The organism is Paraburkholderia sp. (assembly GCF_035656215.1).
GTDB lineage: Bacteria > Pseudomonadota > Gammaproteobacteria > Burkholderiales > Burkholderiaceae > Paraburkholderia.
The window spans coordinates 1-15,563 of the sequence record NZ_DASRSY010000331.1 but is presented as its reverse complement, the minus strand read 5'-3'; the positions used below and the strand labels follow the sequence as shown (position 1 = coordinate 15,563).

Sequence of the window (15,563 nt, the reverse complement as noted above, 5' to 3'; positions counted from 1 at the left end):
AGTTGCCACGATATGCCTAGGTGCTAAAAACAGCTAAACGCCCCCCCCGAAATCACCCGCCCTCCCGAATCATCTCAATCAACGCCCGCAACCCCGCCGGGACACGCCGCCGAATACGGTGGGACGCACGAGCCAGTCGCGCTCCAGTCCGTGCGTCAGCATTTGCACGACGCACAGCCGGATGTTTCACCGCCGGTTCGACCCCGACACGACATCGATCCACACAGCCAGCACAAGAATGCTGCCCTTCACGATCATCTGCCAGTACGCGTCGACATCCAGCATCGACATGCCGTTATCCAGGCTCGCCATCACCAGTGCGCCGATCAGCGCACCGTAGACCGTGCCTGAACCACCGCGCATCGACGTCCCGCCGATAAAGCACGCGGCAATCGCGTCGAGTTCACCCATCGATCCTGCCGACGGTGAGCCGGCTGCGAGCCGCGCCGTATTGACGATCCCGGCGAACGCGCACATCAGTCCCATCAGCGCGAAGATAGCCAGCTTCACGCGATTGGTATTCACGCCGGAGAGCCGCGTCGCTTCCAGGTTAGAACCCACCGCATAGATACGCCGCCCGAAAACAGTCTGCGTCGCGATCCACGTGAAAATGCCCAGCAGCGCGAGCAGCAGCAGAACGGGTACCGGAATCCCGCCATAACGATCGAGCGTCGCAACAAACGCGGCCAGAATCGCGCCCGCTCCGACCACCTTCACAACGTCCTGCCAGATCGGCACCACGCGCAACTTATAACGCTCGCGGTTGCTTCGCTGTCGCACCGTCAGGAAGGCCAGCACGACAAACAGCACCACGGCAAGCGTATCGCCCGCGAGGCGCGGCAGATACCCCTGGCCCACAAACACGAAACTGTCCGAGACCGGCGCAATCGTCGAACCGCCGGTGACGCCAAGCAGAATGCCGCGATAGGCGAGCATGCCGCCCAGGCCGACAATGAACGAAGGCACGCGCCGGTACGTCGACCACCATCCGTTGAACATGCCGACGAGTACGCCCAGCAGCATCACCACGGGCACGGTGACGCCGATCGGCCAGTGCCGGTTCACATCGAGAATCGCCGCGACACCGCCGAGCAGACCAAGCAACGAACCAACCGACAAATCGATTTCACCGGCGATGATCACAAACACCATGCCGCACGCGAGCATGCCGGTTATCGACATCTGCCGCAGCAGATTCGACAGGTTGCGCGGCGTCACAAACGCGCCGTGCGTCAGAAAGGAAAAGAAAATCCAGATCACGGCCACGGCGATCAGTAACGCGAGAATCTTGTAGCGCGCGAACAGTTGCTGAATACGCTGCGTGCCACCGAATGCGCCTCGCGACGCAGCGCCTTCTGCGGGTTGGGAAGTGACGTCGGGAGTCATGCGGCACTCGCTGCGGTTGGTGCGGTTGAGTTTAGGGATCGCTGCACAGGACGGATTGCGGCGCCGAGAATGTCCTCTTGTGTGAGGCCGTCATTGACGAAATCGCCTCGCAATTCGCCTTCGCCGATTACTAGCACGCGATCGCTGATTCCGAGCACTTCAGGCAATTCGGACGACACCATCACGATCGACATGCCGCGCTGTGCCAGCTGAAAAATCAGTTTGTAGATTTCGAATTTCGCGCCAACGTCTACGCCTCGAGTTGGTTCGTCGAGGATCAACACTTTCGGGTCGGTCAACAACATGCGCGTCAGCACGGCCTTCTGCTGATTGCCACCCGACAGGCTCGCGATCGAGAGCATGGGATGCGCAGCGCGCACTGAAAGCCGCTTCATCTCCGTGTGAATGGCGTCGAGTTCGGCGGCAGAATCGATCCGACCACCCTTCGCGAAGCGTTGCAACACAGCCAGTGTGACGTTGTGACCGACGCTCAGACCAGGCACGATGCCGTGGCGCTTGCGATCTTCCGGCACCATGCCGATACCGGCGCGAATCGCATCGACAGGTGCGCGGATTTTCAGCGGCTTGCCTTCCATCACCACGGTCGCTTCGCTCACACCGGGATATGCGCCGAAAATCGCCTGCATTAACTCCGTGCGCCCCGCGCCGACCAGACCGGCAACGCCGAGAATCTCGCCGCGTCGCAATGCAAACGACACATCGTTCACCCGCTTGCGGCGCGGATTGGTGGCATCGAAACAGGTCACGTGGCGTGCTTCGAAAATCACGTCACCGATGGGATGCGGTTCACGCGGAAACAGGTTATTGATCTCGCGGCCTACCATCAGGGAAATGATGCGGTCGGTGGTCAGTGCGCGCATGGGTTCGGTCGCGACGTGGCGGCCGTCGCGAATCACGCTGATCGTGTCGCACACGGCCGCTACTTCGTCGAGCTTGTGCGAGATGTATACACAGGCGACACCCCGCCGCTTCAGATCGCGCACAATCTCCAGCAGGATGTGTATCTCTGTAGCAGTCAGCGACGAAGACGGTTCATCGAGGATCAACAGTTTCGCGCGCTTGTTCAGGGCCTTCGCGATCTCGATCAACTGCTGGTGGCCGCCGCCATAGTTCATCACCGGTTGCGCAGAGTTGATTCCGCTTATGCCGAGCTCGCGCAGCAGTTCATCCGCGCGCTGGTACATGGCGGCGTAGTTCATCCGGCCGCCGGGCAGCGTGATTTCGTTGCCCAGAAAGATATTCTCCGCGACCGAGAGTTCCGGCACCAGCATCAACTCCTGGTGGATGATGATGATGCCGGCGCGTTCCGTGTCCCTTATGCTCGCGGCCTTCAACGGCTGGCCTTCCCAGATGATTTCGCCATCCCAGGTGCCGTGAGGATAGACGCCGGACAGCACTTTCATCAGCGTCGATTTGCCCGCGCCGTTCTCGCCGCACAAGCCCACGCACTCGCCTGGCGCCACTGTCAGGTCGATGCCGTCGAGCGCCTTCACGCCGGAAAACGCTTTGACGATGCCGCGCATCGTCAGTAGTGGTTCACTCATTCGCTATGCCTCGCTGCAGGGCGCGCGGTCGCGCCGATGTGCCTGACGCATGCCAGGCACATCGGTTTGAACCGCGCACACGTTACGCTCATTGGCTCGCGAGCTGGGCCTGGGTGTAAAAGCCGTCCTTGACGACCACATCAACATTGCTCTTGGTAAGCAACGTAGGTTGCAGAAGCACCGTATCGACTTTCTTCTTGCCGTTGTCGTACTGCGCATTGAAGGCCGGCTTCTCGCCCCTGGCAAGCGCGACAGAGAGTTTCGCCGCTTCGCCTGCGATCAGTTTCAGCGGTTTGTACACGGTCATCGTCTGCGTGCCGGCGATCACGCGTTTCACTGCTGCCAGATCGGCGTCTTGCCCCGACACCGGCACCTTGCCCGCCATGTGCTGTGCCGCGAGCGCCTGGATCGCGCCACCCGCGGTGCCGTCGTTCGAGGCGACGATCGCGTCGATCTTGTTGTTGTTCGCCGTGAGTGCATCTTCAACAATACGCAGCGCCGTCGATGCGCTCCACTCCGGCACCCACTGCTGACCGACGACCTTGATATCGCCCTTGTCCATTGCCGGCTTCAACACTTTTAGCTGGCCTTCACGCAGCATCTTCGCGTTGTTGTCGGTCGGCGCGCCGCCAAGCAGGAAGTAGTTGCCCTTCGGCTGAGCGTTGTAGACGCCTTGTGCTTGAAGTTCTCCGACCTTCTCGTTGTCGAACGAGATATAGGCATCGACATCGGCGTCGAGAATCAACCGGTCATACGAGACGACCTTGATGCCCGCTTTCTTGGCTTCGGCGACCACATTGCCGAGCGTCTTCGAATTGAACGGCACGATCACGATCACGTCCACGCCGCGCGAGATCAGGTTTTCGATTTGCGCGATCTGTCGTTCTTCGCTCGCATCGGCGGACTGCACCGATACTTTGGCACCGAGCTTTTCTGCTGCTGCAACGAAATAGTCACGATCGCGCGACCAGCGTTCGACACGCAGATCATCGATACAAAACCCGATTTCCGGGTGGTCCTTGCTTGCATGCGCGAGCGGCGCGACAAGCGACAGGCTGGCGAGTACCGCTCCACACACGAACGAACTCAGCACAGTACGACGCGTTGCAAATTTCATGTCTCACTCCTTGTTCTGATAGCCGGAATACCGGATTGGACGGTCTGTGCTGCGAGCCACAGAACCGGACAAGCGACAACCCAAAGCTTTTTCTGATTCGCGCGGTCAGCGTGGCCGCGCGATTTTTATGTATTGCTACCCGCCTTTCTGCGGACTCTACTTTGCGATGCTCTTTTAGCGCCTGCTATAAATCGCCTGATTCACGACGTTTTCCAGTTGCTCCTGCCGGCCGCTCGCGTGCTGCGGATTCAGGCCACGCGTCAATGCATCCGTGGCCAGCGTCGAAAGCGAATAGTCGCCTGCCAGAATCTTGCGGCCGAACTCCGACTCCCAACCCGCGTAGCGCTGACGTTTGAACTGTTCGAGCCGGTCATTTTCGAGCAGTGTCGCTGCACGTTCGACGGCGAGCGCGAGGTTATCAATTGCACCGATGTGGCCGAAGAACAGATCTTCCGCGTCGACGCTCTGCCGCCGTACTTTTGCATCGAAGTTCATGCCGCCGGTGGTGAAGCCGCCATGCTTGAGAATTTCGTAGAAGGCCAGCGTGAGTTCTTCAACGCTGTTCGGAAACTGGTCCGTATCCCAGCCGTTCTGCTGATCGCCACGATTCGCGTCGACGCTGCCGAAAATACCGAGTGCGTAGGCCGTCGCGATTTCGTGATGAAACGAGTGACCAGCAAGCGTCGCGTGATTGGCCTCGATGTTCACGCGAATCTCTTTCTCCAGCCCATGCTGCAGCAGGAAGCCGTGTACGGTCGCCACGTCGTAGTCGTACTGATGCTTGGTCGGCTCCTGCGGCTTCGGTTCGATCAGCAGTGCGCCTTTGAAGCCGGTCTTGTGTTTGTGTTCGACGACCATGTGCAGGAAACGCGCGAGCTGGTCGCGTTCACGAACGAGATCGGTATTGAGCAGCGTGTCGTAGCCTTCGCGGCCACCCCACAACACGTAGTTGTCGCCGCCGAGCCGTTGCGTCGCATCGAGCGCATGACGAACCTGCGTGGCAGCAAAAGCGAATATCTCCGGATCGGGACTGGTCGCCGCGCCGCCCGCATAACGCGGATGCGAGAACAGATTAGCGGTGCCCCACAGCAATTTGATACCCGTGGCCTCCTGCTTGCTCGCCAGATAGTCGACGATGCGCGTGAAGTTCTCGCTGTATTCCTTCAGGCTGTCGCCTTCCGGCGCGACGTCGGTATCATGGAACGTGTAGTACGGGGTGCCGAGCTTCGAGAAGAACTCGAACGCCGCATCCGCCTTTTGCTGTGCTCGCTCCACCGCATTGCCGGCTTGCTGCCATGGGCGCTTGAATGTGCCTTGCCCGAAGATATCCACGCCCGGCCACACGAACGTATGCCAGTAGCACACCGCGATGCGCAGATGTTCTTCGAGTGTCTTGCCGAGCACGCGTTTGCTCTTGTCGTAATGGCGATACGCAAGCGGGTTATCCGATTGCGGGCCTTCGTAACGGATCTCGGGAATGTGTTCGAAGTAGGACATCAGCGTCTCCTGTTTTATGCTGCACTGCAACCCGTGCGACATCGCCGCGCCGGTCGACAAGGTGACGCCATGCTGCCGCTTGCCCGATACATCGGCAATTGCGAAATTGCGCAGCGTGCTTGATGTTTCTTACCGCCCATGCGTTTGTTTCACACGGGCGCGAGGTTCGCGGCCTAGAATAACCAGACACTTAAAAACGGTGCTGCCTTCTAGGCGCACCCAACAGGAGACGATAGCGTTGCGAGTCCAACGATCCGCACAACGCCCACTGCCATGACCCGCCCGCAAACACCACAGACGACCCACCGGATCGCGCTGCTGTTCAACGCGAACAAGGTCTACGACCGCGAGATCATTACGGGTATCGGCAATTACCTGCTGTCGACGCGCGTGGCCTGGGATCTCTTTCTCGAAGAAGATTTCCGTTGCCGGTTGACGGGTATCGAGCGTTTCGACGGCGACGGCATCATCGCGGATTTCGACGATCCTGCTGTGGGCGAAGCGCTGCGGGATTGTCCGTTGCCGGTGGTCGCGGTCGGTTCATCGTTCGAAGATCCCGCGCACTACCCCCCGGACTTGCCCTATATCGCAACCGATAACGCCAAGCTCGTTTCGCTTGCCTACACACATTTGATCGGCGCGGGACTCGAGCACTTCGCGTTGTATAGCCTTCCGCAAGCACAGGAAAATCGCTGGGCGCAGCAACGTGGGCTGGCCTTCGCTCATCTACGCAGCGCGGACGGCCATAGCGCCGAGCAGATTGGCACCGAGATATATCGCGGCCTGTCGACCAGCGCACCCTCATGGAATCAGGCCACCGAGCAACTCACTGCGTGGCTGAGCCAATTGCCGAAGCCGGTCGGGATCATCGCCGTGACCGATGCCCGCGCACGGCATCTGCTGCAGGCGTGTTTGATTGCGGGCATTCCAGTACCTGAAGAAGTGGCGATCATCGGCATCGACAACGATCCGCTTACACGTACGTTGACCCGTATTCCACTTTCCTCCGTGATTCAGGGCACCGAGGAAATGGGCCGCACGGCGGCCCACTTGCTGCATCAGATGCTGCACGGCGCGCGTTTTCCGGGGCGGCGCATTCTCGTGCCACCGGTCGGTATCAATGTTCTCGAATCGACGAAGCATCAGCCGCTGGCAAGTCCGTATGTGATGCGCGCACGGCACTTCATCCGCCAGTACGCGTGCCAGGGCATTCGCACCGAACAGGTTGCCGATTATGTGGGTGTGTCGCGTTCGTCGCTCGAAGAGTACTTTCGACGCGAACGGCAGTGCACCGTGCATCAGGAAATCCTACGCCATAAACTCGATGTCGCGAAAGCGCTGCTTGCCAGGCGCGATGCATCGAGCGCGGAGGTGGCGATCCGTTGTGGGTTCACGTCGCTGCAATACATGTACGCGGTGTTTCGCCGCGAACTCGGCTGTACGCCGCGCGAATACCAGGACCGCGTGAATTCGACGGCAGCGCCAGGCTGAGCATGCCTTTCATCTTCTATTTCCACCGACGACATGATCAGCATTGCACCTCTTTCTTCTGAGCCATGGGGCACACTGCCCGGCGGAGATCCTGTTCGGCTCTTCACGCTGCGCAATGCGCACGGCATGAAAGTCGCCATCAGCGACCTCGGCGCGACGTTGGTCTCCTGGCACGCGCCGGACCGCGCGGGTCGTCTCGGCGACATTCTGCTCGGCCACGACACGGCCGCCGAATATATTGCGGCCACAACCTACATGGGCGGACTGATCGGCCGGTGGGCAAACCGCATTGCCGATGCGCGCTTTACGCTTGACGGCATCGAGTACACGCTCGATCGCAACGAAGGCGCGAATCTGCTGCATGGCGGCACGCAGGGTTTTCATCGCGCGCTGTGGGACGTAAGTGAAGACAACGGTGCGCTGGTCATGCGTCTGGAATCGCCCGAAGGCGACGCCGGCTTTCCGGGCAACGTAACGGTGCAGGTACATTACACGCTCGACGACGACTGCACCTTGAAGATCACCTACGAAGCCATCACAGACGCAGCGACGCCACTCAACCTGACGAGCCATCCCTATTTCAACCTGACGGGCCGGCGGGGTGCAGACATTCGCGGACATGTGTTGTCGATCGATGCCGACCGGTTCTTCGAAGTCGACGCGTCGATGATTCCTTGCGAGCTTGCCGAAGTAGCGGGCATTGCGTTCGACTTCAGGCAGAGCGCGCCGATCGGCGCACGGCTCGATTGGCCGCACGCACAGCTTGCGAGGGCGGGCGGTTTTGACCACTGCTACGTGCTGCGTGACACGACTGACACCACGATCGCCGACGGCGCGTCGCCGGTACGTCAGGTTGCATGCGCATATGACCCCGGTAGCGGGCGCGAATTAACTGTGTCGACCGATCAGCATGGCTTACAGTTCTATTCCGGCAATTCACTGAATGGCGACACAGGACGCGGCGGTATCGCGTATCAGCCGCACGCCGGACTTTGTCTCGAAGCAGGCGGCTTTCCGAACGAAGTCAATATGGCTGCGCAGGAGCAGGTGATCGTACGGCCGGGCAGCACATACCGGCAGGTGACGGCGTATCGAGTAGGCATACGTTCTGGAGTCTGAAATGATTTTTTGTATCTTACGAAGATCATTACATAACGCCGACTTATCGTTTGCTGCAAGACTGAATTACCCGTTTAGGGGTTTGCCCTAGATCACCCGCTTCCTAGAATCCCTCCATAGGTCGCCGAACACCTGTTGCGGCGCCATAGAACAGTTCTCGGAGGGAAGCATCATGAAATCACTGATCAAAGCAGTCGCACTGCTCGTTGTTCTCGCAGCCCCGGTGGCTTCGTTCGCACAGTCGGAGCAACCGCTGACCCGCGCGGAGGTCAGGGCGCAACTGGTTCAGATTGAACAGGCCGGCTACAACCCCGCCGTTGCAACCGACTCGACCTACCCCGCGGATATTCAGGCAGCCGAAGCACGTGTAGCTGCGCAGCATGACACCGGCTATGGTTCTTCGGCAAACGGGTCGTCGCAAACCGGCACGACCGCACCCGCTGCGACCCCGGTTCAACCCGCGCCGATGGACGGTCAGTAAAACGCTACCGTTGCCTGTCATCGCGTAGTTCGATGCGAGCCATGCTTGTTGAAGCATGCGCTCGCATGAACGCGCTCTACTGTGCGCGACTATGACGGCACAATGTCAGAAAATCCTTTGACGAAAATAATGGCTCATATATCCTAGGGCGGAAGTTTGGTGGTTCTCGCAGCGCGGTCGATCTGCATCAGCGAGGACTTCTACTCAACGTCGCTTCGGGTTCCATCGTGAAAGTCCGTGGTCCATTGGTGAGATACCAGCCTGGTCGGGAAAGAACATTCCTGTCCGGCTGCTCGATCGCTCATCAGGGGAGCAACTGCGCTTCGCCATCCCGCCCCCTGTCCATCGATACTGTGTTGTCGCGTCGCTCCGTCCGCCGGCACAACGTCATTGCAGCGCCTGCAGCCATTGGCGTGCGAACTGACGAAATCGCATCGCTTCTGCCTTAGTCCCCTTCTCTTTTCGCGAGCAAGTGTTGCACGCAATGGACCGTTCTTTTAGCGGTCAACTGCCTGCAATGCGTTTGCCTGTCCGCGCTCTGCATTTGTCTTGCTAGCGTTGGCCGGCTTATAGCGCTCGCCTATCTGCGTTCCTTTTAGCTCTGCTGTGCGCTTGCACCGCGGCAGGCGGCGTCGCGTCCCTTTCTCGTCCGCATTCGTGCGGCAAATACGGACGTGCGGGTCGTCACGCTCCTGCATCTGCGCCTGCGCTGCGGCGAAAACTGAAGATCGAAATCAAGGAGATAGTCGAATGAAGATCCGTCACGCCAAGCTTCTCTCACTCACCGGCACGATGCTGTGCTCACTGACCGCCCTAACCGCAATGAACGCTGCACGCGCAGCGGACACGACGATCAACGTGTACAACTGGTCGGACTACATTGCCAAAGACACGATTGCCGGCTTCGAAAAGCAATCCGGCATCACGGTGAAATACGACAGCTACGATAGCGACGACACGCTGCAAGCCAAACTGCTTGCCGGCAGCTCAGGGTATGACATCGTGGTGCCCACATCGAGCTATATGGCGCGCCAGATTGAGGCCGGTGTGTATCAGAAGATCGACAAATCGAAGATGCCGAATCTCGCGAATCTCGATCCTGGTTTGATGAAGCTGATTGCCGATGCGGACCCCGGCAATCAATACGGCGTGCCCTGGGCGTGGGGCACGGACGGTGTGGGCTATAACGTTCAGTCCGTGAAGAAAGCGCTAGGCCCCGATGCGCCACTTGATAGCTGGTCTCTCGTGTTCGACCCGGCGAATCTTTCGAAGCTGAAAAGCTGCGGCGTGTCTTTCCTCGACGCGGCGGCAGACGTTTTCCCGGCTGCGCTTCAATACATGCACAAAGACCCGAACAGCACGAATCCCGGCGACTACCAGGCCGCGTATGAAATGCTGAAGAAAGTGCGACCGTATATCACGCAGTTCAATTCTTCCGGCTATATCAACGATCTGGCGAACAACGATATCTGCGTGGCGTTAGGTTATTCGGGCGATGTTGGGATCGCGCGGCGACGCGCATCGGAAGCTAAGCGCTCGTATGAAGTGCGGTTCTCGAACATCAAGGATGCGGGCCTCATCTGGATGGACGTGATGGTAATTCCGAAAGATGCACCGCATCCGGAAGCGGCGATGAAGTGGATGAATTACATCGAAGACCCGAAGGTAAGTGCGGCGATTACCAACGAGGTTTTCTATCCGACTGCGAATCGGACCGCGCGGCAGTTTGTGACGCCGGCTATTGAGCAGGATGCGAACGTGTATCCGCCTGAGGCTGTGCTGAACAAAATGACGCTGATGCGGCCACAACCCGCGCCGATCATGCGGCTTGAGAACCGGCTGTGGGCGCAGTTGAAGTCGGGGACTTGAATTCGGTTTAGCTGACGTGGTCTGCTGCGGGTAGGCGTCTCCTTTTTGAGCGTGGCGCATGCAGTGGGTGTGTGCGCTACGCCCTTTTTGAAGCCTTTATTTTTAACTCTGTTTGCATTCGAACCATTATGAGCATTTTGAACATCGTAGATTTTTCGCAACCTGCCACGGAAAGTGTCGAGTACATGCCGAACGCGGAAGCGGTTCTTGCCGGCAATCCTTTGCAAGCGGTTCATACGCATTTTGCCAGTCCGTGCGGGCAACTCTCGGCGGGGATTTGGGAGGGCGCTTGCGGTCAATGGACAGTGAACTTCACCGAGAGTGAGTACTGCGAGATTCTTGAGGGCGTATCCGTGATTCGCGATGCGGATGGGACGGGTAAGACCGTGCGGGCTGGCGATCGTTTTTTGATCCCTGCGGGATTTAAGGGGACGTGGAAAGTAGTTGAGCCGTGTAAGAAGATGTTTGTTTCGGTCGAGTTTAAGGGGCATCAAGCGGCGCGCTGCACAGCTTGATGCGCGTTTATAGCCGCTTACGCCGTGATTGGCGCGTGAGCTCTATGCCTTTTTGCTTTTGGCTACTTTCGCGGGTACTTTCGTAGCTACTTTCGCTCGAGTACCCGCAGGCGCATTTTTCTTTAAATTCTTCTGGTTGTAGTCAATAGCAGCGCGGACGAGATTTTTCAGAGCACGCTCATTAACCTCGTCGCCCTCGAAGAAATCGATCGCTCGTCTCGCGTTGCCTTCAAGGCCGGCATTGAAGAGTTTGTCGGGATCCGAGAGGGCCGCGCCGTGGGCAAAAGTCAGCTTCACCTTCCCCTTGTGGGCGTTGGCGACCGCGATCATTCCGTCGCGAGACCACACAGGGCTGCCCATCCACTTCCATTCCTCGATGATCTCCGGGTCGGCCTCAAGGATGCTCTTGCGGACGCTGGCGAACGTCTTGCCACGCCAGTCTGTGATTTCTGCGATCAGCTGGTCAATACGTTCCGATGGATTCATTTGATCTTTTTGCATTGAATTCCGGTCTCGTTTTATGCGACCACAATCTAATAATGTAACGGCTACAGCATTAGATGAGACGCAAGCAGCAGGGGGCCGTCGATGGCTTGGCCATTGTAATCGCTGAACCAGATCCGGCCCCGTCAGTGCACTTCGATCTCCTCGACCTCACGCACGCCGATCAGCTCGCAGAGCATGTTGCGATAGGCAACGAACTCGTCGGTAGACATTCGTGACAGCGAAATCGTGATCAGTTCCTGCTTTTCGTTGTCGTCGTCGGCGCTTACACTGATCTGTCTGATACGCGGCCCGTCGTCACCGAACACGCGGCACAGCACCGGCAGCGTGATCGCCCCCTGATCCACCTGAAGGCGTAGTTCCCGGCGCAGCTTCCCCTTCGTGCGCAACTGGCGTGCGACAGGTTTGACCCACGTGAGTGTCGTCAGAATGATCGCCGTTGCCGCCAGCGCCAGCACGTAAAGTCCGCCCCCCGCCGCGAGCCCGATGCCCGCGACGGCCCAGACACTCGCCGCCGTTGTCAGCCCTCGCACCACCTCGCCGCGCAGCAGGATCGCGCCGGCGCCGAGAAAGCCGATTCCCGACACGACCTGCGCCGCTACACGTGATGGATCGAGGGCAACGTTCGGCATCGAGCGGGTGTCCTCGAAGCCGAACGCCGAGACGATCATCACTAGCGAGGACGCCACGCACACCAACATATGCGTGCGCAGCCCCGCCGGAAATGCAAACCGTTCCCGCTCGAAGCCGATGACGCCGCCCAGCACCGCGGCAAACAACAGTCTCGAGATCAGTTCGATGTTGCCTGGCATCGCGTTCTCCCCGGTTTCAACCCCATGGCAACGTAAAGGTCTTCACGTTCGTGAAGCTCTTCATCGCTTCCTGGACACCCTCCTTATGGCCCAGCCCCGAATCTTTTATGCCACCGAACGGCGTCAACTCGATGCGGTACCCGGGCACTTCCCAAACGTTGACCGTGCCCACGTTGAGCTCATTCGCGAACCGCGTGACGTTCTCGAGACTGTCCGTGCAAACGCCCGAGGACAGGCCATACGCTGTGCCGTTGGCGATCCGGATGGCGTCGTCGAGATCGTTGAATGCAATGATCGGCGAGACCGGACCGAACGTCTCCTGTGCAACGAGTTCCATTCCGGGCGTAACGCGATCCAGCACTGTCGGCGGAAAGAGCGCGCCCTTGCGCTCGTTGCCGATCAACAGGCGTGCACCCTGCGCGACTGCCTGATTCACCCGTGCTTCGAACAGTGCGGCGGCCGCTTCGTCGATGACCGTCCCCATGTCGCTGTTTGTGTCCCTCGGGTCACCGCACTTCCACGCCCGGGTCTTCTCGACCACGAGTTCGGTGAAGCGATCGGCCACCGTCCGTTGCACAAGAATCCGTTTGATCGCTGTGCAGCGCTGCCCGGAGTTTTTGTACGAACCGAGCACCGCAAGATCAGAAGCGCGGTCGAGATCGGCATCGTCCATCACGATCAGTGGATCGTTACCGCCAAGCTCCAGCACCACGCGCCGATAGCCCGCCCGCTCGGCAATGTATTTGCCGATGGCAACGCCGCCCGTGAACGTCACCAGCGCGACGTTCGAGTTCGTGATCAGTTCGTCGGCAATCTCGGCAGGATCGCCGGTCACGACCTGTAGCATCGGCGGCGGTAGCCCGGCTTCATATAGCAGATCCGCGAGGTAGTACGCGGATAGCGGCACCTTTTCGGACGGCTTCAGCACAGTGCGGTTATTGGTGGCGATCGCCGGTGCGATCTTGTGCGCCACCTGGTTCATCGGGTGATTGAACGGCGTGATCGCCGTAATGACACCGAGAAGCGGGTCGCGCTGCGTGATCACGCGGCGCTTCTTTCCGTGGGGTGTGAGGTCGCATGAAAACACTTGGCCGTCGTCGCGCAACGCCTCGCTCGCGGAGAAGTTGAACACATCAGCCACGCGCCCGATCTCGTAGCGCGAGTCTTTCATGCACAGACCCGATTCGAGCGTAATGAGCGCGGCCGCTTCTTCAGTCCGGCTACGCAGCAGTTCCGCAGCGCGGTTGAGGATCGATGCGCGCTCGAAGCGAGACAGTGTCGGTCGGTATCGGAGTGCGACCTCGTAGGCGAGGCGTACGTCGTCAACCGACGCCTTCGGCACAGTGCCCACCACGTCCCCGGTGTAGGGATTGGTCACTTCGATCACGCGGTCGCGCGTCAGCTTTTTACCGTCGATGCGCAGCGCCTCTTCGCGGAACTGCGGCGGTTTCCGATCGATATGGTTCATGCGTGCTGCTCCGGAAGCGATGCAATGGCAGGCTGTTCCTGAAGTTCGTTCAACGCGATATCGAATACGTCGAAATTCCTCAAGGTCCGGCCTTCGAGCGCTCCGGCAAGCGCACGGTTGAACAGCAACGGCACGGTCTGCTCCGACAAGCCGCCGTGCGAGCGCAACGGCACCGTCAACCCCGAGAGATCGTGCGCCGCAAGGCTGCTGCCGAGCACATAGGATTTGTCGCTGATGACGACAAGATCGCCCACGCGGTCGGGCGGTAATTCGAAGCGCGCGCACGCCTCTTCGCGGGTCAATACCGCCTCGATATGCGGCAATCCAGCCAGCCGCCTACGTAGCTCGATACCGTCGTCATTGGCCGGCAGATACACCGTCGCGTACGAGCCGAGCGCTCCGTGGTGGCGGACATACGGATCCGTGATCGGCAGGATCACGCGCACACCGCCCTCTTCGACGCCGCGCCCGAGCCAGTCGTCGAGCAGGTCCTGCAGATAGATGATGTTCGGCTCGCCCGTCTTCGGATCGTGCTTGGCATTCATCCCGTGATCCGCAGTGATGCCAATGACGGCCCCCAGTTCGTGCAGGCGCAACAGATACCGGTCCATCATCGCGTAAAACGCGTTCGCGCCGTCGGTGCCCGGGGCAAACTTGTGCTGAACGTAGTCGGTCGTCGACAGATACATCAGATCTACGCGATCGTTTTCGAGCAGCCACACGCCGGCCGCGAAGACGAATTCGGAAAGTGCCGCGCTGTACACATCGGGCAGCGGCATGTTCACGCGCTCCAGCAAACGGTCGATGCCGTTTGCTTCGACGCTGGCCTCGTCGGCTTTTTCCGCCGACACACAGATGCCGTTCAAGCCGTGGCCAAGCAGCGCGCGCAACTTGTCCTTCGCGGTGACCACAGCGACACGGGAGCCCGCTTCGGCGGCAGCAGCCAGCAGGGTGCCGGCCCGCAAATAGCGCGGATCGTTCATCAGCACCTCACGGCCGCGACCTTCGTCGGCATCGCGGTCGTAGAAATAGTTGCCGCAGATGCCGTGCACGGCCGGCGGTGCGCCACACACGATCGAGAGGTTATTCGGATTGGTGAAGGATGGCATCACGCATTTCGCGTGCAGCGCCGTGCCGTTTTTGAGCAACTCGCGCAGGAACGGCGTAGCGCCCGCTTCTGCTGCCCGATTCAGATAGTCGTATTCGCATCCGTCGACGCAGACGATAACCGTCGGTCGATGCGGCAAACGATAGCTTCGGCCGTTGACGGCTATGGTTGAAACTGGATTCATATCGAGTTCCCCTGGAGATCAGATGTTCAGAACGTGTGCCGCATGAAGTACGTACAAACCGAGCTGAGCAGCCCGACACACGCGATGTAGAGCACAATCCACCACGGCTGCAGATTGCCGTAGTGCAGAAGCGCCGTGGCGACGAGCGGCGTGATCGAGCTGGAGACGATGCCTGATACCTGGTACACGATCGAGATGCCGCTATAACGCACCCGTGTATCGAACAGTTCGCAGAACAGCGCAGCCTCGGGCCCGTAGACGAACGCGTAGATCACACCGATCACGATCACGATGGTGGCCGTCACGGCAGTGAGACTGGTCGAGTAATGAAAGACCGCAAAGGCCGGCCACGCGCTCAGGCCGCAGGCCAGCGCACCCCAGCCGAACACCTTGCGGCGGCCGATCCGGTCCGACAGGCGCGACGCGACCGGAATCATGAACATCAGC

14 protein-coding genes are annotated in these 15,563 nt (G+C 59.6%); 5 read left to right on the top strand and 9 right to left on the bottom strand.

Annotated elements, in window-relative coordinates:
* Positions 1 to 186 precede the first annotated feature (186 nt).
* The 4 genes from VFE81_RS19335 to xylA all read right to left on the bottom strand — a co-directional run bounded on the left by VFE81_RS19335 (position 187) and on the right by xylA (position 5,565).
* Entirely contained in the window at positions 187 to 1,386 is a 1,200-nt protein-coding gene (locus tag VFE81_RS19335) for a sugar ABC transporter permease (RefSeq protein WP_325046130.1), read from the bottom strand.
* Positions 1,383 to 2,951 (bottom strand): D-xylose ABC transporter ATP-binding protein, encoded by a 1,569-nt coding sequence (gene xylG, locus VFE81_RS19330; RefSeq protein WP_325046129.1) that lies wholly within the window; start codon positions 2,949 to 2,951, stop codon positions 1,383 to 1,385. Before xylG ends, VFE81_RS19335 begins: the two co-directional genes overlap by 4 nt.
* 88 nt (positions 2,952 to 3,039) lie before the next feature.
* Positions 3,040 to 4,068, bottom strand: coding sequence for a D-xylose ABC transporter substrate-binding protein (gene xylF / locus VFE81_RS19325; RefSeq protein WP_325046128.1), 1,029 nt, complete (start codon positions 4,066 to 4,068; stop codon positions 3,040 to 3,042).
* Positions 4,069 to 4,242: 174 nt separating this feature from the next.
* On the bottom strand, positions 4,243 to 5,565 hold the full coding sequence (gene xylA, locus VFE81_RS19320) for a xylose isomerase (RefSeq protein ID WP_325046127.1): 1,323 nt from the start codon (positions 5,563 to 5,565) through the stop codon (positions 4,243 to 4,245).
* A gap of 273 nt (positions 5,566 to 5,838) precedes the next feature.
* Here xylA and VFE81_RS19315 point away from each other — a divergent pair, with 273 nt between their 5' ends.
* The 5 genes from VFE81_RS19315 (at position 5,839) to VFE81_RS19295 (ending at position 11,040) form a co-directional block, all read left to right on the top strand.
* Positions 5,839 to 7,056: a DNA-binding transcriptional regulator gene (locus VFE81_RS19315; protein ID WP_325046126.1), complete on the top strand. Its 1,218-nt coding sequence runs from the start codon at positions 5,839 to 5,841 to the stop codon at positions 7,054 to 7,056.
* Between the two features lie 33 nt (positions 7,057 to 7,089).
* On the top strand, positions 7,090 to 8,175 hold the full coding sequence (locus tag VFE81_RS19310) for an aldose epimerase family protein (RefSeq protein WP_325046125.1): 1,086 nt from the start codon (positions 7,090 to 7,092) through the stop codon (positions 8,173 to 8,175).
* A gap of 172 nt (positions 8,176 to 8,347) precedes the next feature.
* Positions 8,348 to 8,656, top strand: coding sequence for a DUF4148 domain-containing protein (locus VFE81_RS19305; RefSeq protein ID WP_325046124.1), 309 nt, complete (start codon positions 8,348 to 8,350; stop codon positions 8,654 to 8,656).
* A gap of 792 nt (positions 8,657 to 9,448) precedes the next feature.
* Positions 9,449 to 10,525 (top strand): polyamine ABC transporter substrate-binding protein, encoded by a 1,077-nt coding sequence (locus tag VFE81_RS19300; protein ID WP_325046132.1) that lies wholly within the window; start codon positions 9,449 to 9,451, stop codon positions 10,523 to 10,525.
* 71 nt (positions 10,526 to 10,596) lie between these two features.
* On the top strand, positions 10,597 to 11,040 hold the full coding sequence (locus VFE81_RS19295) for a cupin domain-containing protein (RefSeq protein ID WP_325046123.1): 444 nt from the start codon (positions 10,597 to 10,599) through the stop codon (positions 11,038 to 11,040).
* Positions 11,041 to 11,082: 42 nt separating this feature from the next.
* On the opposite strand, the gene VFE81_RS19290 is transcribed toward VFE81_RS19295, so the two are convergent.
* The 5 genes from VFE81_RS19290 to VFE81_RS19270 all read right to left on the bottom strand — a co-directional run.
* Positions 11,083 to 11,526, bottom strand: coding sequence for a DUF1801 domain-containing protein (locus VFE81_RS19290; protein WP_325046131.1), 444 nt, complete (start codon positions 11,524 to 11,526; stop codon positions 11,083 to 11,085).
* A gap of 143 nt (positions 11,527 to 11,669) precedes the next feature.
* Positions 11,670 to 12,356, bottom strand: coding sequence for an MgtC/SapB family protein (locus tag VFE81_RS19285; protein ID WP_325046122.1), 687 nt, complete (start codon positions 12,354 to 12,356; stop codon positions 11,670 to 11,672).
* A gap of 16 nt (positions 12,357 to 12,372) precedes the next feature.
* A complete protein-coding gene (gene phnY, locus VFE81_RS19280; RefSeq protein WP_325046121.1) occupies positions 12,373 to 13,824 on the bottom strand; it encodes a phosphonoacetaldehyde dehydrogenase in 1,452 nt (483 codons plus the stop codon).
* Complete coding sequence (gene phnA, locus VFE81_RS19275; protein ID WP_325046120.1) at positions 13,821 to 15,116, bottom strand: phosphonoacetate hydrolase; 1,296 nt, start codon at positions 15,114 to 15,116, stop codon at positions 13,821 to 13,823. The genes phnY and phnA overlap by 4 nt, the downstream gene beginning before the upstream one ends.
* A 26-nt stretch (positions 15,117 to 15,142) precedes the next feature.
* A partial coding sequence (locus VFE81_RS19270) for an MFS transporter (RefSeq protein ID WP_325046119.1) occupies positions 15,143 to 15,563 on the bottom strand: 421 nt, incomplete at its 5' end.

Bases quoted from the DNA above. Each gene is read 5' to 3' on its own strand.
- VFE81_RS19335 (WP_325046130.1), bottom strand. From the start codon at position 1,386: ATGACTCCCGACGTCACTTCCCAACCCGCAGAAGGCGCTGCGTCGCGA.
- xylG (WP_325046129.1), bottom strand. From the start codon at position 2,951: ATGAGTGAACCACTACTGACGATGCGCGGCATCGTCAAAGCGTTTTCC.
- xylF (WP_325046128.1), bottom strand. From the start codon at position 4,068: ATGAAATTTGCAACGCGTCGTACTGTGCTGAGTTCGTTCGTGTGTGGA.
- xylA (WP_325046127.1), bottom strand. From the start codon at position 5,565: ATGTCCTACTTCGAACACATTCCCGAGATCCGTTACGAAGGCCCGCAA.
- VFE81_RS19315 (WP_325046126.1), top strand. From the start codon at position 5,839: ATGACCCGCCCGCAAACACCACAGACGACCCACCGGATCGCGCTGCTG.
- VFE81_RS19310 (WP_325046125.1), top strand. From the start codon at position 7,090: ATGATCAGCATTGCACCTCTTTCTTCTGAGCCATGGGGCACACTGCCC.
- VFE81_RS19305 (WP_325046124.1), top strand. From the start codon at position 8,348: ATGAAATCACTGATCAAAGCAGTCGCACTGCTCGTTGTTCTCGCAGCC.
- VFE81_RS19300 (WP_325046132.1), top strand. From the start codon at position 9,449: ATGCTGTGCTCACTGACCGCCCTAACCGCAATGAACGCTGCACGCGCA.
- VFE81_RS19290 (WP_325046131.1), bottom strand. From the start codon at position 11,526: ATGAATCCATCGGAACGTATTGACCAGCTGATCGCAGAAATCACAGAC.
- VFE81_RS19285 (WP_325046122.1), bottom strand. From the start codon at position 12,356: ATGCCAGGCAACATCGAACTGATCTCGAGACTGTTGTTTGCCGCGGTG.
- phnY (WP_325046121.1), bottom strand. From the start codon at position 13,824: ATGAACCATATCGATCGGAAACCGCCGCAGTTCCGCGAAGAGGCGCTG.
- phnA (WP_325046120.1), bottom strand. From the start codon at position 15,116: ATGAATCCAGTTTCAACCATAGCCGTCAACGGCCGAAGCTATCGTTTG.